Source organism: Mesorhizobium sp. M0571, from assembly GCF_040320985.1.
In the GTDB taxonomy this organism is placed as follows: Bacteria; Pseudomonadota; Alphaproteobacteria; order Rhizobiales; family Rhizobiaceae; genus Mesorhizobium.
On sequence record NZ_JAMYQT010000020.1, the window covers coordinates 113542 to 137414 of the forward strand.

At 62.5% G+C, this 23873-nt stretch carries 23 protein-coding genes and 2 pseudogenes; 18 read left to right on the forward strand and 7 right to left on the reverse strand.

All coding sequences use genetic code 11. The features are described from left to right. The first annotated feature begins 123 nt into the window (after positions 1 to 123). The 7 genes and pseudogenes from NKI85_RS23020 (at position 124) to NKI85_RS23050 (ending at position 5387) form a co-directional block, all read left to right on the forward strand. Positions 124 to 906 (forward strand): ABC transporter substrate-binding protein, encoded by a 783-nt coding sequence (locus NKI85_RS23020; RefSeq protein ID WP_352523691.1) that lies wholly within the window; start codon positions 124 to 126, stop codon positions 904 to 906. Positions 907 to 1018: 112 nt separating this feature from the next. After that, positions 1019 to 1732, forward strand: a complete 714-nt coding sequence (locus tag NKI85_RS23025) for an ABC transporter permease (RefSeq protein ID WP_352523689.1) — start codon at positions 1019 to 1021, stop codon at positions 1730 to 1732. Continuing rightward, positions 1729 to 2556, forward strand: coding sequence for an ABC transporter permease (locus tag NKI85_RS23030; RefSeq protein ID WP_352523687.1), 828 nt, complete (start codon positions 1729 to 1731; stop codon positions 2554 to 2556). The genes NKI85_RS23025 and NKI85_RS23030 overlap by 4 nt, the downstream gene beginning before the upstream one ends. Positions 2557 to 2614: 58 nt before the next feature. Further along, positions 2615 to 3490 (forward strand): annotated as a pseudogene (locus NKI85_RS23035) (NAD(P)-dependent oxidoreductase); the annotation flags it as partial. A 9-nt stretch (positions 3491 to 3499) separates the two neighbouring features. Then, the gene (locus NKI85_RS23040) at positions 3500 to 4204 is read left to right on the forward strand and encodes a DNA alkylation repair protein (RefSeq protein WP_352778073.1); all 705 of its coding nucleotides are present in this window, start codon (positions 3500 to 3502) and stop codon (positions 4202 to 4204) included. Next, positions 4164 to 4745, forward strand: coding sequence for a GNAT family N-acetyltransferase (locus NKI85_RS23045; RefSeq protein ID WP_352778076.1), 582 nt, complete (start codon positions 4164 to 4166; stop codon positions 4743 to 4745). The genes NKI85_RS23040 and NKI85_RS23045 overlap by 41 nt, the downstream gene beginning before the upstream one ends. Positions 4746 to 4814: 69 nt before the next feature. Next, a complete protein-coding gene (locus NKI85_RS23050) occupies positions 4815 to 5387 on the forward strand; it encodes a DUF3299 domain-containing protein (RefSeq protein WP_352778078.1) in 573 nt (190 codons plus the stop codon). Between the two features lie 11 nt (positions 5388 to 5398). Here the strand turns inward: NKI85_RS23050 and NKI85_RS23055 are convergent, their stop codons facing one another. The 4 genes and pseudogenes from NKI85_RS23055 to NKI85_RS23070 all read right to left on the reverse strand — a co-directional run bounded on the left by NKI85_RS23055 (position 5399) and on the right by NKI85_RS23070 (position 8001). After that, positions 5399 to 5890 carry an Lrp/AsnC family transcriptional regulator gene (locus tag NKI85_RS23055; RefSeq protein ID WP_023675006.1) on the reverse strand — a complete coding sequence of 164 codons (492 nt, stop codon included), beginning with the start codon at positions 5888 to 5890 and terminating at the stop codon, positions 5399 to 5401. 202 nt (positions 5891 to 6092) lie between these two features. After that, a pseudogene (locus NKI85_RS23060) lies at positions 6093 to 6710 on the reverse strand (uracil-DNA glycosylase family protein); the annotation flags it as partial. A gap of 13 nt (positions 6711 to 6723) precedes the next feature. Beyond that, positions 6724 to 7335 carry a glutathione S-transferase gene (locus NKI85_RS23065; RefSeq protein WP_352778080.1) on the reverse strand — a complete coding sequence of 204 codons (612 nt, stop codon included), beginning with the start codon at positions 7333 to 7335 and terminating at the stop codon, positions 6724 to 6726. A 42-nt stretch (positions 7336 to 7377) separates the two neighbouring features. Continuing rightward, entirely contained in the window at positions 7378 to 8001 is a 624-nt protein-coding gene (locus tag NKI85_RS23070) for a thermonuclease family protein (RefSeq protein ID WP_352778082.1), read from the reverse strand. A gap of 75 nt (positions 8002 to 8076) precedes the next feature. On the opposite strand from NKI85_RS23070, the gene NKI85_RS23075 reads away from it, so the two are divergent. Next, entirely contained in the window at positions 8077 to 9591 is a 1515-nt protein-coding gene (locus NKI85_RS23075; protein WP_352523677.1) for a sensor histidine kinase, read from the forward strand. Positions 9592 to 9595: 4 nt separating this feature from the next. Here NKI85_RS23075 and NKI85_RS23080 read toward each other — a convergent pair whose 3' ends face one another. Further along, on the reverse strand, positions 9596 to 10594 hold the full coding sequence (locus tag NKI85_RS23080) for a nicotinate-nucleotide--dimethylbenzimidazole phosphoribosyltransferase (protein ID WP_352778106.1): 999 nt from the start codon (positions 10592 to 10594) through the stop codon (positions 9596 to 9598). Between the two features lie 197 nt (positions 10595 to 10791). Here NKI85_RS23080 and NKI85_RS23085 point away from each other — a divergent pair, with 197 nt between their 5' ends. Next, a complete protein-coding gene (locus NKI85_RS23085; protein WP_352523676.1) occupies positions 10792 to 11025 on the forward strand; it encodes a DUF1289 domain-containing protein in 234 nt (77 codons plus the stop codon). Between the two features lie 13 nt (positions 11026 to 11038). Then, the gene (locus tag NKI85_RS23090; protein WP_352778085.1) at positions 11039 to 11743 is read left to right on the forward strand and encodes a TIGR02281 family clan AA aspartic protease; all 705 of its coding nucleotides are present in this window, start codon (positions 11039 to 11041) and stop codon (positions 11741 to 11743) included. A 9-nt stretch (positions 11744 to 11752) separates the two neighbouring features. On the opposite strand, the gene dusA is transcribed toward NKI85_RS23090, so the two are convergent. Both dusA and NKI85_RS23100 read right to left on the reverse strand, forming a co-directional pair. Continuing rightward, positions 11753 to 12745, reverse strand: a complete 993-nt coding sequence (gene dusA, locus NKI85_RS23095) for a tRNA dihydrouridine(20/20a) synthase DusA (protein WP_352523672.1) — start codon at positions 12743 to 12745, stop codon at positions 11753 to 11755. 391 nt (positions 12746 to 13136) lie between these two features. Continuing rightward, positions 13137 to 13808: a GntR family transcriptional regulator gene (locus NKI85_RS23100; protein WP_352778087.1), complete on the reverse strand. Its 672-nt coding sequence runs from the start codon at positions 13806 to 13808 to the stop codon at positions 13137 to 13139. Between the two features lie 141 nt (positions 13809 to 13949). On the opposite strand from NKI85_RS23100, the gene NKI85_RS23105 reads away from it, so the two are divergent. The 8 genes from NKI85_RS23105 to NKI85_RS23140 all read left to right on the forward strand — a co-directional run bounded on the left by NKI85_RS23105 (position 13950) and on the right by NKI85_RS23140 (position 22767). Beyond that, a complete protein-coding gene (locus tag NKI85_RS23105) occupies positions 13950 to 14537 on the forward strand; it encodes an amino acid synthesis family protein (RefSeq protein WP_352778089.1) in 588 nt (195 codons plus the stop codon). Further along, complete coding sequence (locus NKI85_RS23110) at positions 14530 to 16329, forward strand: alpha/beta fold hydrolase (protein WP_352778091.1); 1800 nt, start codon at positions 14530 to 14532, stop codon at positions 16327 to 16329. The genes NKI85_RS23105 and NKI85_RS23110 overlap by 8 nt, the downstream gene beginning before the upstream one ends. A 5-nt stretch (positions 16330 to 16334) precedes the next feature. Further along, positions 16335 to 17405, forward strand: a complete 1071-nt coding sequence (locus tag NKI85_RS23115) for an LLM class flavin-dependent oxidoreductase (RefSeq protein WP_352778093.1) — start codon at positions 16335 to 16337, stop codon at positions 17403 to 17405. Beyond that, positions 17402 to 18877 carry an aldehyde dehydrogenase gene (locus NKI85_RS23120; protein ID WP_352778095.1) on the forward strand — a complete coding sequence of 492 codons (1476 nt, stop codon included), beginning with the start codon at positions 17402 to 17404 and terminating at the stop codon, positions 18875 to 18877. Before NKI85_RS23115 ends, NKI85_RS23120 begins: the two co-directional genes overlap by 4 nt. 83 nt (positions 18878 to 18960) lie before the next feature. Further along, positions 18961 to 19965, forward strand: a complete 1005-nt coding sequence (locus tag NKI85_RS23125) for an ABC transporter substrate-binding protein (protein ID WP_352523660.1) — start codon at positions 18961 to 18963, stop codon at positions 19963 to 19965. 66 nt (positions 19966 to 20031) lie between these two features. Continuing rightward, positions 20032 to 20892, forward strand: coding sequence for an ABC transporter permease (locus tag NKI85_RS23130; RefSeq protein ID WP_352778108.1), 861 nt, complete (start codon positions 20032 to 20034; stop codon positions 20890 to 20892). Position 20893: 1 nt separating this feature from the next. Then, a complete protein-coding gene (locus NKI85_RS23135) occupies positions 20894 to 21694 on the forward strand; it encodes an ABC transporter permease (RefSeq protein ID WP_352778098.1) in 801 nt (266 codons plus the stop codon). Continuing rightward, complete coding sequence (locus NKI85_RS23140) at positions 21691 to 22767, forward strand: ABC transporter ATP-binding protein (protein ID WP_352778100.1); 1077 nt, start codon at positions 21691 to 21693, stop codon at positions 22765 to 22767. Before NKI85_RS23135 ends, NKI85_RS23140 begins: the two co-directional genes overlap by 4 nt. The last annotated feature ends 1106 nt before the right edge of the window (positions 22768 to 23873 follow it).

Consider the following 23873-nt stretch of genomic DNA (forward strand, 5'->3'; position numbering starts at 1 on the left):
GCGACGGTTTTTGCAGTTGCTTTTTCTTGGGAAAGAATGGGAGTATCGCATCAGCGGGCGGTCAAAAGCACCGCCCACAGAGCTGTTCGGGAACGACGGCCGGGACCAACAGAGAGGACCATCATGCGTATTACACTGCGTATCGCGCTCGCCGCATCGGCTGCGCTACTGACGCTTGGCGTTGCCCAGGCCCAGGAAAAGACCTTGCGGATCGGAACGGAGGGAGCCTATCCGCCATTCAACAATCTCACCGCCGACGGCCAGCTCGTGGGCTTCGACATCGACATCGCCAAGGCGCTTTGCGACGAGATGAAGGTGAAGTGCACCTTCGTCGCGCAGGACTGGGACGGCATCATCCCGGCGCTCCAGGCTGGCAAGTTCGACGCCATCGTCGCGTCGATGTCGATCACGCCCGAGCGTGCCGAGAAGGTCGATTTCACCCACAAATATTACAATACGCCGCCGGCGATCGCCGCACCCAAGGACACTGACATCAAGGGTGTCAGCAAGGAAGATTTGGCCGGCAAGACGATCGGTGTGCAGGCGTCCACCACGCATTTCAACTATTCGACCAAGACTTATACAGACAGCACCGTCAAGCCGTACCCGACCGCGCAGGAATACCAGCTCGATCTGGCCAATGGCCGACTCGATGCCGCCAATGACGACATTGTCGTGCTGCAGCAATGGCTGGATTCGCCGGACGGAGCCTGCTGCAAGCTGGTCGGCACAATCAAGCCGGTCATCGAAATCCACGGTCCGGGCGCCGGCATTGCCGTGCGCAAGGGCGAGACCGACCTGGTCAACCAGTTCAATGCGGCGATCGACGCCATTCGCGCAAACGGAAAGTACAAGGAAATCAACGACAAATACTTTAAATATGACGTCTATGGCGGCGAGTCCTGATTTGAAATGACAATATGAACGGCGGGAATTTCCCGCCGTTCCCATAAAGAACGCCGTATGAGGGGTGCGGCGCGGCTCTCAAAAGAGCCCCTGAAGGAGAACAGGCAGCCGGATGCAGAGCGCATTGACGCTTCTCAGTTGGGGGCCTGAAGGATGGCTCGACGATATCGCCTCCGGTGTGCTTGTCACCGTATGTCTTGCTCTGGCCACGCTGCCCTTCGGGCTGACGCTCGGCTTTTTCGTGGCGTTGGCCAAACAGTCGGAAGAGCCGTCGCTGAGACTGGCCGGGAACATCTACACCACAATTTTTCGCGGAATACCCGAGCTGCTCACCCTGTTTCTGATCTTCTTTGGCATCCCATTGATCCTGCAGTACATTGTCCGGCTGGTGAGCCCCGGCACGTCCGCCGACGTCAACAGCTTCGTCGCCGGCATGATCGCGCTGTGCTTCATTTTTTCCTCTTATTCCAGCGAGGTGTTTTTATCCGCCTTCCGCGCGATTCCAAATGGGCAATATGAGGGAGGCTATTCGGTTGGCCTGTCCAGCGGCCAGACGATGCGGCTGATCGTGCTGCCGCAGTTGATCCGCATCGCGTTGCCCGGACTTGCCAATCTCTGGCTTATCCTGCTCAAGGACACCGCCCTCGTCTCGGCGGTAGGCCTCAACGAGATCCTCCGGCAGAGCGGGGTTGCCGCTCGCGTCACCAAGCATGCCTTCCTGTTTTATGGTTTTGCCGGCCTGATTTATCTCCTGCTGGCGATCGTCTCCTCCTTCGGCATCAATGCGATCGAACGCGCCGTTGGCCGCAGCGAGGTCAAGAGATGAGCCTGGCAAGCGAAACCCTGAAGGTTGACCGGCCACCGCCGCCAGCACGCGGCTGGCCGCGTCAACGCATCCTCGGCCATGTCCTGGTCGGCCTGTGGGTCGCTCTCGGCATTGGCATGATCGTCTACCTAGTCAGTGCGTGGAACCCGGAGTTCTTCCAGAAATATGCACCCGGCTACATATCCGGTCTTGGCATAACTCTGTTGCTGGTTGCCATTTCGATTGTGCTTGGTGCGATCCTGTCGGTGCCCATCGCCTATGCACGCATGTCGAAGAACCGGATTCTGTCTGGGCTCGCCTATGCCTATGTCTATTTTTTTCGCGGCACGCCGCTGTTGGCGCAGACCTTCCTGGTCTACTACGGGGTCGGCTCCTTCAGGCCGGAGCTCGAGTTGGTCGGCCTGTGGGGCTTCTTCCGCGAAGCGTTTAATTGCGCGATCTTCGCCTTTTCGCTGAATACGGCCGCCTACCAGGCCGAGATTTTGCGTGGCGCGATCCAGAGCGTACCCAGGGGCCAATGGGAAGGTGCCGCCTCGCTCGGCCTGCACAAATTGCAAATCTTGTGGAAAATTATCCTGCCGCAGGCCCTGATCGTGGCGCTTCGGCCATATGGCAACGAGATCATCCTGATGATCAAGGGCTCTGCAATCGTCGCCATCATCACGGTCTACGATTTGATGGGCATCACCCGGCTCACTTATGCGCGCACATTCGATTTTCAGTCGTATATCTGGGCGGCGATCATCTATCTGATCATCGTCGAAACACTGCGCCACGGGGTCGAGTGGATCGAACGGCGCATCACCATCCATCTGCACCGCTGACTCCCATCGCCTTGCCTGATCCGGTAAGAAGGCCGCAAAGCAGGCTTCCAAGGGATTCGAAAACATGGCTTCGGTGGCATTTCTCGGTCTTGGCGTCATGGGTTATCCGATGGCCGGGCATCTCAAGAACAAGGGCGGTCATGATGTCACCGTCTACAATCGCACCAGGGCGAAGGCCGAGCAGTGGGTTGCCCAACATGGCGGCAGCCTTGCTGCGACGCCAGCAGAGGCGGCCGAGGGCAAGGATTTTGTCTTTTCCTGCGTCGGCAATGATGACGACCTTCGCTCGGTGACGACCGGCGCCGGAGGCGCCTTCAATTCCATGAAGAAAGGCGCCATCTTCATCGACAACACCACCGCATCGGCCGAAGTCGCGCGTGAACTGGCGCAGCAGGCGCAAGCGCTCGGGTTTTCGTTCCTCGACGCCCCGGTCTCCGGCGGTCAGGCAGGCGCCGAGAATGGCGTGCTGACGGTGATGGTCGGCAGCGAGCCAGACGCCTTCGACAGGGCGAAGCCGGTCATAGATGCTTATGCCCGCATGGTCGGGTTGATGGGACCAGCAGGGGCTGGCCAGCTCACCAAGATGATCAACCAGATCTGCATCGCCGGCCTCGTTCAGGGACTGGCCGAAGGCATCCATTTCGGCAAGCAGGCCGGGCTCGACATCGAAAAGGTCATCGAGGTGATTTCCAAGGGCGCGGCCGGTTCCTGGCAGATGGAGAACCGACACAAGACGATGAATGCCGGCAAATATGATTTCGGCTTCGCCGTCGACTGGATGCGCAAGGATCTTGGCATCTGCCTCGCCGAGGCCGACCGCAACGGCGCCAAACTCCCGGTGACGGCACTTGTCGACCAGTTCTACAAGGACGTGCAGGCCATGGGCGGCAAGCGCTGGGACACATCCTCGCTGCTGGCAAGGCTGGAGAAATAGGGTTTCGCCGTGGCCGAGCTCTCGCCGCAATCCAGCGCCGACGAAATTGTCGCTCATCTGCGCTCGATCGCCTCGGAGGAGAATCGCCTTGGCATGCTGCGCTACGGCATCAAGATCGAACGTGCGCTCGGTATCTCGCATGGCGTGCAGCGGCAGATTGCCAAGAAAATCAAGCGCAACCATGAGCGTGCCTTCGAGCTTTGGCAGACAGGCATCATGGAGGCGCAGTTCATCGCTTCCGTCACGGCCGATCCGGAGCGGTTCTCCGCCGCGAATGCAAGACGATGGGCGGCGACTTTCGACTCATGGGATATCGTCGACGGGGTCTCCGATCTCTTTGTCGATACGGATTGCTGGAGGGAACTGATCGCCGAATTCGCGGTCGACGAACGGGAATTCGTTCGACGCACGGCTTTTGCGATGATGGCTTGGTCGGTAGTCCACCGGAAGAAGGAACCCGAGGCGACCTTCCTCGAATTCCTGTCGATCATCGAAGCGCATGCGACCGACGGCCGCAATTTTGTGAAGAAGGCCGTGAACTGGGCGCTTCGTTCGATCGGCAAGCGATCGATGAATTTGCACGGCCCTGCCCTTGCCCTGGCGCAAAAACTGGCGGCCTCGACGGACAAGACTGCGCGCTGGATCGGCAAGGACGCCGTGAAGGAACTTTCCGATGCCAAGACGCTCGAACGGCTCGCTGCCAGAAAAGCTTGAGTTCACTGAAATCCGCTTTGCCGAGGTGACGCAATCGACGCGCGCCGATTTCGAAAACCTGTTCGAGGAACCCGGTGCGCCGAAATATTGCTGGTGTATGGCTTGGCGCCATCTCGACCGCCGCGAGCATGTCGAGAACGACGAGAAGAAACGCGCGGTGATGGCGCTGATCGACGCCGGCACGCCGGTCGGCATTGTCGCCCAGATCGATGGCAGAACCGTCGGCTGGTGCTCGGTCGCGCCGCGCGAGACCTACCGCAAGCTGTCGCGGCAGCAGGACGACCACGAGACGGGGATCTGGTCGATCGTCTGCTTCTTTGTGCCGAGAGCGCTGCGCGGTGGCGGTCTGGCAAGCGCATTGCTCGACGCGGCCATCGATCACGCTTTCACCAAAGGCGCCAGGACGATCGAAGCCTATCCGGTCGACCAGGCTTCGCCGAGCTACAGCTTCATGGGTTTTCGCGACATGTTCGTCGCCCGCGGCTTTCGCGAGATCGGCATGACCGGCTCGCGCCGGCATGTGATGCGGCTTGAGCGTTGACCTGTGGGCAGCGGCAGCTTTACTTGATGTCACAAGCCGCAAGGTCAAGGCTCAAACAGTGGAGCAGCGATGAACAACCGTTTTAAATCAGGCGCGATCGTGGCAGCCGCCTTGTTGGCGTCCGCCATCGCGGCAAGCGCTTCCGGCGGGACCACGCACATTTTCTGGAAGGATCTGCGTCCGGCGACCCAGGCAGCCGCCGAAAACGTCGGACTGCCGATGATCGCGGCCAAAATGCCCGACCATGGCGAGACGCTGTCTCTCAACTTGCAGGACAAGACCGTGCAGCTCGCAGGCTACGCACTGCCGGTCGATCGCGACGGCGATCTCATCTATCAATTCCTGCTGGTGCCGTGGACGGGGGCCTGCAGCCACATGCCGACGCCGCCGCCCAACCAGATCGTCCTCGTTACGCCGGCCCGCCCTTACAGGATGTCTGAGGCCTACCAGTCGGTTTCGGTGACCGGCGCATTGCAACCGGGCATGGAGAAGAGCCAGCTTTTCATCCTCGACGGGGTCAGTGTCATCCAGTCGGGCTACGCCGTGCGCAAGGCCGAGGTGGTCAACGTCGACACCGTGCCGGACACGATCACGCTGCCGGTCAACTCGCCCTGGACTTTCCTGAACAAAAAGAAGAACTAAGCAGAAGAACCTCAGGCGGCGTTGGCGCCGGACTCCTTGTCGAGCATCATGTAATCCAGCGGCATCTCGGTCGTGTATTTGATCTGCTCCATGGCGAAGGAAGACGACACGTCGCGGATCTCGATCTTGGCGATCAGCCGCTTGTAGAAGGCATCGTAGGCGGCGATATCGGGCACCACGACGCGCAACAGATAGTCCACATCGCCGCTCATGCGGTAGAATTCGACCACTTCGGGAAATTCCTGGATGACCTCCGAAAAGCGCCGCAGCCATTCATGGCTGTGCGAATTGGTGCGGATTGACACGAATACGGTGACCCGCACATTGACCTTTTCATGGTCGAGGATGGCAACACGCCGCTTGATGACGCCCTCTTCCTCGAGCTTCTGGATACGCCGCCAGCACGGCGTCGTCGACAGGCCGACCTTCTTGGCGACGTCGGCGACCGCAAGCGTCGCATCCTCCTGCAGGAGGCGGAGAATTTTTCTATCGAGGCGGTCCATTGGGTGCTCCCCTGATGCAAGTCGCCCAAAGTGCGCAGCGGCTTTGGCACAACGACATGCATAAAAACAAGAATTTAACGCGCGTCCCCTCATGCGCGACGCGCTTCAAGGAATAGATTACCATATTCCCTCTTGTTCAAGTCTATTACAAGAAAGAAATTCTGTCGGATAGCGCGAAAGCGAGTGATTTCTTGCTGAAAGCCTAGCCCAGGCGATAGCGGATTTCCGATCTCAGAAATGGCAGCAAATCCATTTCAAACCATGGATTGCGCTTCAGCCAGCCGGTGTTGCGCCACGACGGGTGCGGCAATGGCAGCACTTTCGGGCTGGCCGGCGCTGCCCAGATGGCACGCCAGTCCATAACTGTTTCCGTCAGTGAGGGACGGCGCGCCGTGCCCATATGCCAGCTTTGCGCGTAGATGCCGATCGTCAGCACCAGATCGATTTGCGGCATCAGCGCCATCAGCGATGCTCGCCAGGCCGGCGCACATTCGCGGCGCGGCGGCAGGTCGGCGCCCTTGGCGTCCTGGCCGGGAAAGCAAAAGCCCATCGAAACGATGGCGAATTTGTCCGTGTCGTAAAATTCTTCGCTGCCGACACCCAGCCAGCTTCGCAGCCGGTCGCCGGAGGTGTCGGTGAACGGCATGCCTGACACGTGGACCTTGGTGCCCGGCGCCTGGCTGGCGATCAGGATGCGGGCGCTCGACGATGGCCTGAGTACCGGACGCGGCTGGTGCGGCAGCGGCCTGCCTGCCGGCTTGTCGACGCAGATGCGGCAGGCGCGTACCCTCGCCGTCACGGCTTCCAATTCTTCGCTCATTCAGGGCTCATTGTCAGGCGGCGGCGCTCGGCCGGCCGGAGATTGCCCGATGCCAGCGCAGCACGTTGGTGCACTCTTCCGGCACCTTGATGCGTGCAGGCTTCATGAAATCGATGGCGACCAGCCCGGTGATGTCGGCGATCGAATAGACATCGCCGGCGACGAATTCCCTGCCGGCGAGTTCTGTGTCGAGGAACTTCAGGAACTCGACGGCTTTCGGTCTGTTGGCCTCTCCCCATTCGGGGATTTGCGGGATCTCCCATTCCCTCATCGCGGGGTGGATATGCCGGAACGCCGCGGCGACACAGCCGAACAGATTGAACTCCACACGCCTTTGCCACATCTCGACAATTGCCTTGCCGAGCGCGCCACGCCCGAACAAAGCCGGCTCGGGATGCAATTCCTCGAAGTAACGGCAGATGGCAACGGACTCGGTAATGATGGTGCCATCGTCGAGCTCGAGCACCGGCAGACGCTTCAGCGGATTGCGCGAGCTGACCGGCTGTTCTCTGTGCTCCAATGCTCCCATGTCTATGGGCACCAGCGGAACCCGGAGTCCCTTCTCGGCCAGGAAAACCCGAACCCGCCGTGGATTGGGCGCGCGCCCGCCATCGAACAGCTTCATCTCTATCCTTCCTCGTCCATCCCGACCAATTATAGGCACAGCTCACCAGAAGCGAAAAATTTCCCGCAAGGCGTCGCCGATCGACGCCAAGGTGCTGTGCTTTCTTTCGACCAGCTCGTGGCCGTGGCTCTCGCGCCAGTTCTTCGGCTCGTCGAAAGTTCCGGCCCAGATGCCGGCCCTGCTCGCACGCGCGGCGGCTTCCTCGGTCTCGAAATCGCCAAAGGCGACCGCCCAGCCGGCCTCGACTTGGGCGCGGTTGAGATCCTTGCCGTCGGCCTTGCAGTCGCCGAGCAGCCTGCCGTAGCGGTCGCGCTGCCAACCGCTGCAGGAGACGGCTTTGCCGGCGATCAACCGCACCAGCGACTGGCGCGCGAGCTTGCCGCAGGGATAGTCGGCACCGTACTTGCGGCAGATCTGCGAATATTCCGGCGCATCGATGCCGCGCATGCGAATACGCTCGCTGCCGAGCGTGATCGTATCGCCATCATTGACGACAGCGGCGCCCTCCGTCTTGCGCGTCTCCACCCGGTCGAGGCGCGCCGCCAGGAGGATCAACAGGCCGAGCACGACGAACGTCAATCCATAGTCCACCAGCCTGCGCCACAGGCTTCGCGGACGCGGCGGATAGTATCGCTGGCGCGGCCATCGCGACCACGAACGGCTCATATGGCAAACCGTTGGTTAATCATTCGAACGTAGCTTAACAATTTGAAATTGCTGCCCGCGTAAATTGAAGACTTCATGCCCTTGCAACGCTCGACCACAGCGGACAAGTTTATTGTGGACCGCAGGAAACGCCATCGCAACAGCGATGTCGCGCGCGCGGTGCGCAAGACGCGCGACCGTCTTTCGCAGCAAGCCGGAAATCCCGACTTCGACCGCGAGCTTTTGAAGCTCCACGCTCGTTCGATGACCGGCGGCGCGATCATCATCCCGCTGCTCGTTCTGGCAATTGCCGCGGCAGGCTTGCTCGCGGGCATCGGCACGGAGATCGGCGTCTGGGCGCTGTTCACATTCACCTGCTATACCATCGTTGCATTCATGGCGAGACGCATCACTCAAGCGTCCGAGCTCAACCCGCTGGAAACGCACAGGGATTTCCTGATCGCCCATTTTCTCTGCGGCCTTGGCTGGGCCTGGTTTGCATGGCTCGGCTGCGGCACCTGCCAAGTCGATCAGTTCCAGATCGCCAAGGCGGTGGTGCTGCTACTCGCCATGGCGGCAACCGCGATACTGGCGTCGTCTCTGCGCGGTGCGCTGTTGGCGACGTTCGCCCTCCCGGTCGCCATCTATGCCTATGCCAGTGCGAAATTATGGATGCCGGTCGAGGCGATCATGGCAGGCTTGCTGATCGCCTCGTTGCCTTTCTTCACCTATGTGGCGCGCCAGCTCAACCGTTCCTCGCTGATGCTGCTGTCGTTCCGCTCCGAAAAAGATGCGCTGATCGCCGAACTGGAGACGGCGAAATCGATGTCGGACGAGGCACGGCGGCGAGCGGAAGACGCCAATCTGGCGAAATCGCGTTTCCTGGCTTCGATGAGCCACGAACTGCGCACACCGCTCAACGCCATTCTCGGCTTCTCCGAAGTGATGGCCAACGAGGTGCTCGGCCCGATGAGCAACCCGACCTATCGCGACTATGCCCGGGACGTGCATGACTCCGGACAGCATCTGCTCGACCTGATCAACGAAATCCTCGACCTGTCGCGCATCGAAGCGGGCCGCTATCAGCTCAATGAGGAGCCGATGATGCTGCTTTCCGTCGTCGAGGATTGCTGCCACATGATGGAGCTGAAGGCGCGCAACAAGGACATCCGCATCGTCCAGGATTTCGAAAACGCCTTGCCGCGCCTGTTTGCCGACGAACGCGCGGTGCGGCAGATTGTGCTCAACCTCTTGTCCAACGCTATCAAGTTCACCGCGACCGGCGGCGAAATCCGCGTGCGCGTCGGCTGGACGGCGGGCGGCGGGCAATATCTCTCCGTCAAGGACAACGGGCCGGGCATACCGGAAGACGAGATCCCGATCGTGCTCTCGGCCTTCGGCCAGGGCTCGATCGCCATCAAGAGCGCCGAACAGGGTACCGGGCTTGGCCTGCCGATCGTGCAAGGCCTGCTGGCCATGCATGGCGGCGAATTCCAGCTCCATTCCAGGCTGCGCGAAGGCACCGAGGCGATCGCCATCTTCCCGCTGAGCCGGGTGATGGAGGAATTGCCGGCGCTGCCGACCAAGGCGGTTGCTTCGCGCCGGCGCTGAATGCCTAACCGCGGACCGCCGCCGCCATGCCGGAGCTGGTCAGCGCGGCGGCCTTGACCAGGCCAGCGGCAAGAGCCGCCCCTACCCCCTCGCCTTGACTGACACCCAGATCGAGCAGCGGGCGAAGGCCGAGGCGCTCGGCGGCCTTGGCATGCCCCGGCTCCGGCGACAGGCTGGCGAGGAGACAATGGTCGAGCGCGGCGGGGTTGGCGGCATGTAGGACAGCAGCGGCCGCCATTGCTGCAAATCCATCGAGAAGCACCGGAATCTTTTGCATCCGCGCCGCCAGAATGGCGCCGCAGATCGCTGCGAATTCCCGTCCACCGACCCGGCGCAGCGCTTCCAGCGGGTCCTTGAGGCTCGCGCCGTGAAACGCGATCGCAGCATCGACCACCTCCGCTTTGCGCCTCTGCATCGCCGCGTCGGCACCCGATCCAGGGCCGACCCAGTCGGCGCCCTTGCCGCCGAACAGTGCTACGCAAAGGGCCGCGGCGACCGTCGAATTGCCGACGCCGAGGTCGCCAAGGCAAAGCAGGTCGGTGCCACCGGCAATCGCTTCCATGCCGAAGGCCATGGTGGCGGCGCAACCGCGCTCGTCCAGTGCCGCGTCCTCGGTGATGTCGGCTGTCGGAATGTGCAGAGCCAGATCGAACACCTTCAAGCCGAGATCGTTGGCGATGCAGATCTGGTTGATCGCTGCACCGCCGGCGGCGCAAAGCTCGACCGCGTTTGCCGTGGCAGCGACGGGGCGCGGCGAAATGCCGTGACGGGTGACGCCATGATTGCCGGCAAAGATCGCCACCAATGGCCGCATCACCGCCGGTGGCGCGCGACCGCTCCAGCCGGCGAGCCAAGCGGCGATGTCCTCGATGCGGCCGAGCGAGCCGTTGGGCTTGTCTGCCTTGGCAAACAGCTGGCGCACGCGGGCCTCGGCCGCCATATCTGCCGGCGGCAGGCTCACCAGGAGGTCGCGAAAATCGTCGAAAGGCAGCGCGCTGGTCATGTCGATGGCGGTCGTCCCTGTGAATTGGTGAGCGGCATAGCCGCCTTGGCCAGCCGGCACAACCTCAAGCCGGCACAACCTCCAGGCCCGGCACAACTTGGAGGTATTGACGCGAAAGCACCTGTTGGCGGCGCATCCCCGAGGGCTTGCATTGACTTTGTCGTTGCACCATGTGGAGGCTAGCCAAGGAAATCCTTATGACGGCCATTGAATCCCCGTGCATCCTGGTCTGCTCGATCGACATGAAAACCGGCTTCTGTTTCGGTTGCGGCCGCACGCGCGGGGAAATCGCCGCTTGGATCGACATGACCCCGCAAACCCGCCGCAGCGTCATGGCCGAGCTACCGGCAAGGCTGGAAACAGTCGAGCGACGCCCCCGCCGGGAAACCCGTCGCAGCCGCATGGCACGCGAACGCGACGCCCTCTCGTGAACCGGCCGCAGAGATGAACCGACTGTTGTGGATTCTAATCATCGCGATCGGGGCGGGTGTGCTCCTGCTCATGCTCAACGATTCCGCCGGTAGTACGTTCGGCATCGAGAATTACGATTTCGGCCAGCTGATCTGGCTTGGCGCTTTAGCGGCACTCGTCGGCGCCGGCCTGCTGAGATCGGGCAGGCCGTTGGGCACCATGGCCCGCAGCCTCGGCGCCTGGGGCGCCATCGTGCTGGCGCTGATCGCCGGCTATCAGTACCGCTATGAGTTGCAGGATTTCGCCAGCCGGGTCACCGCCGGCCTTGTTCCCGGCAGTCCGCTGGCGCTTGGCGTGGAAGAAGGCCATGCCACCGTCACTCTGGACAAGACCGGCAACGGCCATTTCGAAGCGCGCGTCACGATCAACGGCACGCCGATCCTGACGGTTGTCGATACCGGCGCCACCAGCACCGTTCTGACCGCCGAGGACGCACTGGCGGTCGGGTTCAATTCGGCGGCTCTCCGCTTCACCATACCGATCTCTACCGCCAACGGCATGACACGCGCCGCCGCCGTAAAAACGGACGAACTGTCGATCGGCGGCATCGTGCGCAAGGACATGCCCATCATGATCGCAGCACCCGGCACGCTCGGCCAGAGCCTGCTCGGTATGAATTTCATCGGCTCGCTATCGGGTTTCGACGTCCGGGGCGATCGCATGATTTTGCGGGATTAAGTTTTTTCCTCAGGCCGCCTCTGCGGACCTGCCGAAATCGACCTCTGCGAAAGCCGCCTTGAGCACCTGCGGTCCGGCACCCGGCTTTGTCGCATCGGTGGACAGGATCTGCCGATAGCGGCGTGCACCGGGCAGACCGTGAAACAGCCCGACCATGTGCCGGGTGACATGCCCGAGCCGTCCACCCTGTTCGATATGGCGTGCCGCGTAATCCGCCATGGCGTCGATCAGCGCGGCAAAATCGAACGCCCTGCCCTTGCCGCCATAAAACGCGGCGTCGACGCCGGTCAGTATCCCTGGCGTGTGATAGGCGGCGCGGCCGAGCATGGCGCCATCGACATGGTCGAGATGCCTCAGCGCCTCTGCGAGAGATTGAATGCCGCCATTGATGCCGATGAATTTGTTTTGTTTTCTGGCTTTCAACCGATAGACGCGGCCATAGTCGAGCGGCGGGATGTCGCGATTTTCCTTTGGGCTCAGACCTTCCAGCCAGGCCTTGCGGGCGTGCACCCACAGCGCGTCGGCGCCGGCCGCGAAAACACCGTCCGCCAGCGCATCGAGTGCCGGCTCCGGATCCTGCTCGTCGACGCCGATGCGGCACTTGACGGTAACCGGTATTTTCACCGCCGCCTTCATTGCCGCGACGCAATCCGCGACGAGCACAGGCGCCTTCATCAGGCAGGCGCCGAAGGTGCCCGACTGGACGCGGTCGGACGGGCAGCCGACATTGAGGTTGATTTCGTCATAGCCGAAGGCTTCGCCGATGCGCGCCGCCTCGGCCAGTTTTCCCGGATCGGCGCCGCCGAGCTGCAGTGCCACTGGATGCTCAGTATCGTCGAAGCCGAGCAGCCGCTCTCGTGCGCCGTGGATGACCGCATCGGCCACCACCATCTCGGTGTAGAGCAGCGCCTCGCGCGTCAACTGGCGATGGAAGAACCGGCAATGCCGGTCCGTCCAGTCCATCATAGGGGCCACGGCAAGTTTGTGGCGTAACATATTCATTTTAATATTTTTCTCTGTCTCAGTCCGTCCGATACCCCGTTGGAATGAGCAATTTGGCAAGACGTGTACACCCAACTAACCGGATATACGATTTTGCCGCCGCCACTGAAAGCAATTTGGTCATGTCACACATTTCACGGCACTCACCAGTTAGATACCCGCCGGTTGCTCGCCAAGTGAGTGCAAAATAGCGGGCCAACGGTTCCGCCGTCACCTGGTTGGCCGGATGCTATGTTGCGGGGGGCGCTCTCGCCATGCACCGGGTGAAATGCCTTGGCCTGGGCTTGCAAGGCCCTCATCGCGAATTCGGCAGCGGTATCGTCAAAGATATACCCGCCGGCGACGCTTGACGCCTGCCGTGGAACGATGAACCGCGCTGGCGGCATACCAGTCAGCCAAGGCGAAGCGTGTTGCGGGCGATCTGCCACGCGGATTCGACATGCCGCCGCGCCGCCGCCTCCGCCTCGTCTGGCTTGCGCGACCGGATCGCATCCATGATTTCGGTCATTTCCGCGATCGCCGGCTCGCGGCGGTTCTCCGACGCGATCGTCATCGAGCGGAGCTGGTTGATACGGACATTCAGCCCCGTCACGATTTCCCAGGCAATGCGCTTGTCGGCCGCCTCGAACAGCGTTTCGTAGAACTTGGTCGTCGCCCGCATCACCTCGACAGGCGCGCGTGTCGCCCACGCGTCAAGCAGGTTCGTCAAGGCAGCATCGAGCGAAGCGATCTGCGCGTCGGTGGCCGTTAGGGCGCAAGCCCGCGCCGCGATGCCCTCGAGCAACGCCCGCAATTCATAGATTTCGTCAGTGCGGCCGAGATCCGGCTTGGCCACGGCGGGCCCATGGCCCGGTATCATCTGCACCAGGCCTTCCGCCTCCAGCTGCCGCAGCACCTCGCGCACGACGGAACGGCTCACCCCGAGCTGATCGCAAAGCGGCCGCTCGACCAGCCTTTCACCAGGCTGGAAATGAAAGCCCATGATTGCCTCACGCATGCGCTCCAGCGCTAGCGTCCTCAACGTCTTGGCAGAGCGGTCGATCCGCAGCGTATCGCCTGGCATTTTCTCTCCGTACCCTGACCCGATCACAAAACAGATTCCATGGCCGATTGACAAGGCTCGCGGCGCTCCATAGTATGGTATACCATAAGACGGTGTAAAGGTATTGGTGTTTGTCTAGCGCCGTGGCGACCGAGGACTTTCATGAAACCAGCCATTCGAAAGATCGTCACCTATATCGAGAACACGTTAATCGAGGGCGGCAAGGCAGCCCCGAGGCCGTTGCGCCTGATCGGCGTCGCCGCCGTGTTGACAAACCCTTGGGCCGGCCGCGGTTTCACCGACGACCTGTCGCCGGAGATCCGCGCCATTGCTCCCGTCCTCGGCGAACTGCTGACCCGCGAAATCATTGCCGTCGCCGGTTCCGGTGAGGCGATAGAGGGCTACGGCAAGGCCGCGATCTGCGGCACGGCGGGCGAGATCGAGCATGCATCGGCACTGATCCATACGCTGCATTTCGGCAACCACTACCGTCGCGCGGTCGGCGCCAAGACCTATCTCGCCTTCACCAATCTGCGCGGCGGGCCGAACACGCCGATCATGGTCCCGCTGATGGACAAGAACGACGAAGGCCGCCGCTCCCACTATCTGACCATACATTTTCAGATCGGCGACGCGCCCGCGCCCGAAGAGCTGGTGGTGGCGCTTGGCGCCTCGATTGGCGGCCGCCCGCACCACCGTATCGGCGACCGCTATCAGGACCTCAAGGAGGTCGGAGATCTGCATGGCTGACGTCGCTGTCACCGTATGGGTCCGGGACACGGCTCCGGACGGCACCGGCTTCATCCGCGCCGGCTCCGGCGCGCCGGTTCTGCTCATTCACGGCGTCGGCATGAACGCCGCGATCTGGCACGATCAGATCGCGTCGATGAAAGACCATCACGACCTGATCGCCATCGACATGCTCGGCCACGGCGTTACACCGCTGCCGCCGGAAGAAGCCAGCCTGTCGGATTTCGCCGATCAGGCGGTTCGCCTGCTCGACCATCTTGGCCTGGCGTCGGTGTCGATCGTCGGCCATTCGATGGGCGCGCTGGTCGCTCTGGAAATCGCCCTTCGCGCCCCTTCCCGCGTTCGCTCCATCGTCTGCCTCAATGCGGTGTTCCGCCGCCCCGCGACCTTGGCGCAGGCCGTACGCGAGCGTGCGGCCGCGCTTGGCACCCATGGCAATCCTTCCGCCATTGCGGCAACGCTTGCCCGCTGGTTCGGCGACCCGCTGCCGGCGAACCTTATCGGCGCGGCCGCCACCGCGCGCGTCGCCCTCGAAAGGGTCGACCCCGAAGGCTACGCGCGCACCTATCGCCTTTTTGCCCATGCCGATGCCGAGCATGCCGATGCTCTCCCCGGTCTTGCCGCACCGGCCCTGTTCATGACCGGGTCGCAAGACAGCAATTCGACCCCGGCCATGTCGGCGGCGATGGCCAGGCTTGCGCCGCACGGCCAATGCCTCGTGCTCAATGGAGAAAGGCACATGATGGCAATAGCTTCTCCCGAAAAAGTGACCCAACACATCATGGATTTTCTCGACACGGCAGGAGACGCTGGCGCGAAGCCGGAGACGGATGCAGTCTTTGACAGCGGCGAATTCCGGCGGGCGCTCGGCTCTTTCCTGACCGGCGTCACCGTCGTCACCACGATCGGAGCGGAAGGCGAACCGCGCGGCTTCACCGCCAACTCTTTCACCTCGGTCTCACTCGAGCCGCCGCTGGTGCTTGTCTGCATCGCCAAGAGGGCGCTGGGGCACAATGCTTTCTCGACATCGAGAGGTTTCGCCATCAACATCCTGTCGGAGAGCCAGAGGGCCCATTCCGGCATCTTCGCTTCCAAAGCCGCGGACAAGTTCGCGGCCGTGGCCTGGCAATCGGGCCGGACTGGCAATCCGCTGATCGACGGCTCCGTCGCGGTGTTCGATTGCGGCATGGAGCAGCTGGTCGATGCCGGCGATCACTCGATCCTCATCGGCCGCGTCCGCGATTTCAGCCACAACGGAGCCCAGCCCCTCGGTTATTGCAGAGGCACCTACGTCACGCCCGGCCTCAGCCAGGAGGCGCTGGCGGCAGTGCCCCCCGATACGGAGGTCGGCGCCATCCTCGAGAACGAGGGCCGTGTGCTGTTCTTCGAAACGGCCGACGGGTTTCAAGAGTTGCCTGCCGGGCGCGGACTGGGCACGCCGAACGATACACGCAGCCTCAAGGGCCGCCTTGCCGCCAGGGCCATAGATACCCATCTCGGCTTCCTGTTCGCGGTGTGGGACGATGCCGCCGACCCCTCGCGCACGCATGTTTATTATCGCGGAACGGTCGATGGCCCCTATTCCGACGATCGCCAGATGCGGCTTGTCGACATTGAGCAGATCGCCGATCTGAAGATCGCCGATCCCGCGGTGCGTTCGATGCTTGCCCGCTATGCGCGCGAACGTACGGAAGATGCGTTCGGCGTCTATGTCGGCAACGAGGTCGAAGGCGAAGTCCGGCCGCTCGCCAAGCCCTCGCCTTCTCAAATTTCTCTTTTCGGTCGCGGGTGAAACCGATGAAATTTTCGCTTTTCGTCCACATGGAGCGATCGGATCTGGCAAGGCCGCATTCCGAGCTTGTCGGCGAGCTGGAGGACTTGGTTCGGCAGGCGGAAGAGGCGGGGTTCGAGACTGCCTGGATCGGCGAGCATCACGGGATGGAATTCACCATCTCGCCGAATCCGTTCATCAACATCGCCTGGCTCGCCGCCAAAACCAGGCGCATCCGGCTCGGCACCGGAACCATCGTCGCGCCGTTCTGGCACCCGATCAAACTTGCCGGCGAAGCGGCGATGGCCGACGTCATCACCGGCGGCCGTCTCGACATCGGCATTGCGCGCGGCGCCTACGCTTACGAATACCAGCGGCTTTTCCCAGGCCTCGAGGCCTGGGGTGCCGGCCAGCATATGCGCGAGATGGTGCCGGCGATCCGCGGCCTGTGGGATGGCGATTTCGAACTCGCCGGCGAGTTCTGGTCGTTTCCGTCGACCACCTCGTCGCCCAAGCCGCTGCAAAAACCTTACCCGCCGATCTGGGTGGCGGCGCGCGACCCCAATTCGCACGACTTTGCGGTCGCCAGCAAATGCAATGTGCAGGTGACGCCGCTCGCCTCGGGCGATGGCGAAGTGGCCAGCCTGATGGAGCGTTTCAACGCGGCGTGCAATGCCCACCCCGACGTGCCAAGGCCGGAGATCATGCTGCTGATGCATACTTTCGTCGCCGAGGACGCCGCGGATGCTGACCGCCTCGCGCAGGACCTGTCGCAGTTCTACTGCCAGTTCGGCGCCTGGTTCCAGAACAAGAAGCCGGTGCGCCAGGGCATAATGGAAGCGCTGACCGAGGACGAGATCGCGGCCATGCCGCAATATGCGCCAGACAAGATCAGGCAGAACCTGGTCATTGGCGAAGCCGACGAGGTGATCGCCAGGCTGACGGCCTACGAAGCGCTCGGCTACGATCAGTATTCGATCTGGATCGACAGCGGCCTTTCCCATCAACGCAAGAAGAAATCGCTGCAGCTCTTCATCGACAGGGTGATGCCGGCCTTTTCCGAGCCGAAAGCTGGGCCGAAAGCTGGATTGCGATGAGCACCACTCAATTCAGGAACTATATAGACGGCAGCTTCGTCGAGGTGGCGGCGACCTTCGACAGCATGGATCCCTCGACGGGTGCGCCATGGGCGACGATGCCTGCTGCATCGTCGGCCGACGTCGACCACGCCGTCGAAGCCGCCCACCGGGCGCTGCGCTTCGGTCCGTGGGCAGCGATGACGGCAACGGCACGCGGCAAGCTTCTGGTGCGGCTCGGCGATCTGGTGGTCGCCAATGCCGACCGGCTGGCGGAACTCGAGACGCGCGACACCGGCAAGATCATCCGCGAGACCCGCGCCCAGATCGCCTATGTCGGCGACTACTACCGCTATTATGGCGGGCTCGCCGACAAGCACGAGGGCTCGTTTGTCCCCATCGACAAGGCCGACATGGAAGTGACCATCCGGCCCGAGCCGATCGGCGTCGTCGCCGCCATCGTGCCGTGGAATTCGCAGCTTTTCCTGTCCGCCGTCAAGCTCGGACCTGCGCTGGCGGCCGGCTGCACCGTCATTCTGAAAGCATCGGAGGACGGCCCTGCCCCGTTGCTGGCCTTCGCCGAACTCATCCATGAGGCAGGATTTCCCGCCGGGGCCGTCAACATCCTGACCGGCTTCGGCCATGATTGCGGTCACCGCCTGACCAGTCATCCGCTCGTCGCCCGCGTCGCCTTCACCGGCGGTCCCTCGACCGCTCGGCAGATCGTCAGGAATACGGCGGAAAATCTCGCCTTCACGACGCTCGAGCTCGGCGGCAAAAGCCCGGTCGTGGTGTTCGCCGATGCCGATCTGGACAGCGCCGCCAACGCGGTCGTCGCAGGTATCTTCGCCGCCACCGGCCAGAGCTGCGTCGCCGGCTCGCGGCTGCTGGTCGAGCGCTCCGTGAAGGACGAATTCCTCGCCCGGCTCAAGCGCAAGGCCGAGGCGATCAGGACCGGCGATCCGCAGGATCCCGTAACCGAAATGGGACCGCTCGCCACCTCGCGCCAGCGCGAATGGATAGAGAAGATCGTTGCTGAAAGCCTGGCCGCGGGCGGGCGGCTGGTCACCGGCGGCATCCGCCCCACGGGCATGGCGGATGGCTTCTACTACGCGCCGACGATCATCGACGCGCCTGATCAGACCCTTGCCTGCGTGCGCGAAGAGCTCTTCGGCCCGGTGCTCTGTGTGCTCGCCTTCGACAGCGAGGCTGAAGCGCTTTCGCTCGCCAACGACACGAAGTTCGGCCTGGCGTCCGGCGTGTTCACCACCAATCTGGCAAAAGCCCACCGCATGGCGCGCGGCATCCATGCCGGCGTGGTCTGGATCAATACCTATCGGGCGGTCTCGCCGCTGGTTCCGTTCGGCGGCTATGGCCAATCCGGGCTCGGCCGCGAAGGCGGCCTCGATGCGATCCGCGACTACACGCGTTCGAAGTCGGTGTGGATACGCACCTCGGACGACCCGTCTCCCGATCCTTTTGTCATGCGGTAGCCGCCGCTGGCCGGGGATGCGCGATCAAGGCGAAAACGACCGATCGCGAACAGACAACAACGAAAACAACAGAGGAGAACGACATGAAACTGATCATTACCGGCATCCTTGCCGGACTTCTGGCAACGACGGCCGCAAAGGCCGAGGACATGGTGTTCACCAGCTGGGGCGGGACGACCCAGGAAGCGCAGACCAAATCCTGGGCCGAGCCGTTTACAGCCGCATCCGGCATCAAGGTGATGCAGGACGGTCCAACCGACTACGGCAAGCTGAAGGCGATGGTCGACAGCGGCAGCGTCAACTGGGACGTCGTTGACGTCGAGATGGATTTCGCCATCAAGGCGGCCAAGGACGGCTTGCTCGAGCCGATCGACTTCACCTCCGTGCCGAAGGCCGACCTCGATCCGCGCTTCACCACCGATCATGCCGTCGGCAGTTTCTACTATTCCTTCGTGCTCGCCTGGAACAAGGGCGCCGTTTCGGGCGAACCGGCCGGCTGGGCCGACATGTTCGACCTGAAGAAGTTCCCGGGCAAGCGGACCTTCTACAAATGGTCGGCGCCCGGTGTCATCGAGATCGCTTTGCTGGCCGATGGCGTTCCGGCCGACAAGCTCTATCCGCTGGATCTCGATCGCGCTTTCAAGAAGCTCGACACCATCAAGTCGGACATCATCTGGTGGGGCGGCGGCGCGGAGTCGCAGCAATTGATCGCATCCGGCGAAGCAGCGTTCGGCCAGCTGTGGAACGGCCGCGTCTTCGCACTGGAGAAGGATGGTGCCGATGTCGGCGTCTCCTGGAACCAGAACCTAACCGCAGCTGACGTTCTGGTAGTACCGAAGGGTGCCAAGAACAAGGATACGGCGATGAAATTCCTCGCCGCGGCGAGCAGCCCCGCCGGCCAGGCGAAATTTGCCGAAGCCAGCGGTTATGCGCCGATCAACACCAAGGCCAAGGCAGAGATGCCGGCCGATGCCGTGAAATCGCTGCCGGACGCTCATGTCGACGGACAGATCAATCTCGACATGAACTACTGGGCCGCCAACCGCGACACCATAGCCGCGCGCTGGTATGCCTGGCAGGCGAAGTAAGCCTCCCCTTGAACAGCAATGGACGAGACGGTTCGCGCCGTCTCGTCCTGTAGCCGGGTCGCTGCCATGTCGGTCGAAATACGCCGGAACTTTGGAACGGTGCGGGTGCCGGCAGGCCTCAATGGCCTGCTGCCGGCCCTGATCCTGATTGTGCTGTTCTTCGTCGTCCCCGTCCTGGTCCTGCTTTTGCGCAGCGTCACGGAACCCGAGCCCGGCTTGCAGAACTACGCGGCCCTGCTTGGTGACGGCACCTATGCGCGGGTGTTCTTCAACACATTCCTGGTGGCGGCGCTGGTCACCATCGTCACGGTCCTTGTCGCCTTTCCGGTCGCCTGGATGCTGGCGATCGTGCCTTCGGGACTGGCCTCGATCGTCTTCGGCATCATCATCCTGTCGATGTGGACCAATCTCTTGACCCGCACCTATGCCTGGATGGTGCTGCTGCAGCGTACTGGTGTCATCAACCGGACGCTGATGGCCACCGGCGTCATCGACCAGCCGCTGCCGCTCATCAACAATCTCACCGGCGTCACCATCGGCATGGTCTACATCATGCTACCCTTCATGATCCTGCCGCTGGTCGGCACGCTGCGGGCGATCGATCCGATGACGCTGCGTGCGGCGTCACTGTGCGGCGCAAGCCCTTTCCAAGCGTTCCGCCGCATCCTCCTGCCGCTGTCGCTGCCCGGCGTCGCCGCAGGTGGCCTGATGGTCTTCGTCATGTCGCTCGGCTACTTCGTCACGCCGGCACTGCTCGGCGGCACGTCGAACATGATGCTTGCCGAAATGATCGCGCAGATGGTCCAGTCGCTGCTTAACTGGGGGCTCGGCAGCGCCGCAGCCTTCATCCTGCTTGTCGTCACCATGGCTCTCTACGCGCTGCAACTGCGCCTTGCCGGTGCCAGGCGCATGAGCGGAGGCATCTGAGATGCTGCTCGACTATGACCGCATGGGTGGACTGCGGGTTGCCCTGCTCGGCTTCACCGCGCTGGTCGCCGGCTTTCTTCTGTTGCCGGTGGTTTTCATCGTCCTGCTTTCCTTCGGCTCCTCGCGCTGGCTGGCCTTTCCGCCGCCGGGCTGGACGCTCAAATGGTACCAGGAGCTTTTTGCCGATCCGGCTTGGCTCAACGCCGCGCTGACCAGCGCCCGAATCGCCACCATGACGGCGCTCCTGGCAGTGGCGATTGGCCTGCTCGCCTCCTTTGCCCTGGTTCGCGGACGGTTTGCCGGACGTGAGATCCTGCGCGGCCTGCTGCTGACGCCGATGGTCCTGCCCGTCGTCGTCTTCGCCATCGCCATCTACGCCTTCTTCCTTCGCCTTGGCCTCGGCGGTACCACCATCGGCTTCGTCATCGCCCACACCGTGCTGGCGCTGCCCTTCGCCATCATCCCGATCGCCACCGCGCTCGAAGGGTTCGACAAGTCGATCGAGGATGCGGCCATCGTCTGCGGGGCAAGCCCGCTCGAGGCCAGGCTCAGGATCACCTTGCCGTCGATCCGGATCGGCATCTTCTCCGCCGCGATCTTTTCCTTCCTCGCCTCGTGGGACGAAGTCGTGGTGGCGATCTTCATGGCCAGCCCCAGCTTGCAGACCTTGCCCGTCAAGATCTGGGGCAGTTTGCGGTCGGACCTCAGCCCGGTGATCGCCGCCGCCTCCAGCCTGCTGGTCGGGCTGACGCTTGCCCTGATGGTGGTGACGGCGCTGCTGCAGCGAAAGTTCCGGACATGACCCAGCCTTTCCTCTCCATCCGCAATCTGCGCAAGGCGTTTGGGGCGGTCGTTGCCGTGCACGACGTCACGCTGGACATTCCCAGGGGCGAGTTCCTGACCTTCCTCGGGCCCTCGGGCTCGGGAAAATCGACGACGCTCTACGCGATCGCCGGCTTTCAGGATCCGAGTTCAGGCGATGTCCTGCTGGAAGGAAAATCACTGCTTGCAGTGCCCTCGCACAAGCGCAACATCGGCATGGTCTTTCAGCGCTACACGCTGTTTCCGCATCTGACGGTGGCCGAAAACGTCGCGTTTCCGCTGCGGGTTCGCCGCCGGCCGGAAGCCGAGGTGAGGAAGAAGGTCGCCGACATGCTGGCCCTGGTGCGGCTCGAAAGTTTCGCCGGACGCTTACCCGGCGCGTTGTCGGGCGGCCAGCAGCAGCGCGTCGCGCTGGCCCGGGCGCTGGCCTACGATCCGCCGATCCTTTTGATGGACGAGCCATTGTCGGCGCTCGACAAGAAGCTGCGCGAGGAAATCCAGGGCGAAATCCGCCGCATTCATCGCCAGACCGGCGTCACCATCCTCTACGTCACCCACGATCAGGAAGAGGCGCTGCATCTGTCGGACCGGATCGCCCTGTTCAAGGATGGCTGCATTGAGCAGACCGGCAGCGGCGAAGACCTCTATCTGCGGCCGGCAACGGACTTCGTCGCCGGCTTCATCGGCAATTCGAATTTCCTCGCCGCCGAGCATCTCGACACTGCCGATGGCACGGCGACGATTCGGCTGGCGGACGGTTCGGTGGTATCCGGGGTCAGGGCCAACGGCGCGTTCGGCAAAGGCCAGAAGACCAGGCTGATGATCCGCCCTGAAGCCTTTCGCATGGAGCGGAGCCCGGCGAGCGCGGAACTGAACGTCGAGATCGTCGACATCGCCTTCTACGGAGAGCGTCGGCGGATCGTCGCGCGCACCGCCGCCGGACAGGAGGTTGACATCAGGCCGACCTCCGCCGCCCTGCAACCGCAGGATGTGTCGCCCTGCAGCCGGCAGGTCTTTTTCGATCCCGCCGCCGCATTCCTGTTTCCCGCTTGACTAGCATCGGTGGATCGCCGCCATCCAACCCTTCGCAGCAATGGAAGCGTGCTTAGGAACAAGTTGTCGTCAGGTCCATCATCAGCTTCGGTCGGCAAACGCGCAACGGGTTCGAAGCTGCCGGCGGCTGATCGCGGGTACCTCGGCGAACATCCTCGCGGGATAGGCCAATGCAGTCCGCAAAAGGCGCCTCAAACGAACGGTCGGCCGCCCATCGCACGAACGAAAATAGAAGAGAAGCAGAACTTTCGTGTGCAGTTTTTTGCACATAATCCTCGTCACCAAGTTATCTAGGTGGGACGCTCGACTGTCGACCTTCTCCACCCGCTGCGCGAGCTGGAAAGCTGGAGGTCTCGGTGATCGCCATGACGGGACGGCATTCGACCTGTCGTCGCCGCACGGTCGCATGCTGCTACGTTTCTCTCCGGCATTGCAGAATTTGAGCGCGACCTGATCAGCGAGCGCGTCAATCCGGACTCGCCGCTGCAAAAGCACGCGGTAGAAAGCTTGGACGCCAAACTGGCGAGCGCCCCGAATCAGATCGGCTTGCGCCGAAAGTCTAGGCGCTAGTAGCCGAAGGACGTAGCCATCGCTGGATCGCTCGTGATCTCGGCGTCAGCAAGAACACCCAACGCCCGCGACGGATGGCGGGTGCAGCTCCTGCGCCCATTGACAGCCGTCATGCTCGGCTGGAGGATGAAGAGCGTCAACGACGATAGCCGTGTGGGAAGGCAATGGTCCAACCGCCAAATACCGGATACCGTCCTGGCAGCGTCGTAACGGTCATCGTCATTTGTTTGATCATCGTTGCTTTGTTCTTCATAGGCTTCAGATACTCAAGGCCAGGCCAGGGTACTCTCGTTATTCCTGGCGGTACGCAGCAGCAACCGTGAATCCGAACCCCTTGGCGCTGATGCGGAGCTGTTCTCAGGCTGCCAAAAGTGCCCCGGCGGGACTGGGGGACGACCGCAAGAATGGTCCGGCGCGGCAATCGCCTTCAGGTCGATTGTGTTGAAGAAGTCGGTGATTAAGCCAGGCGTTCTTTTCGCCGCGACGAGTTGCGATTGGGTCGAGGCGGCCTCCTTGCCCTAAGTGGCTGGGATTGG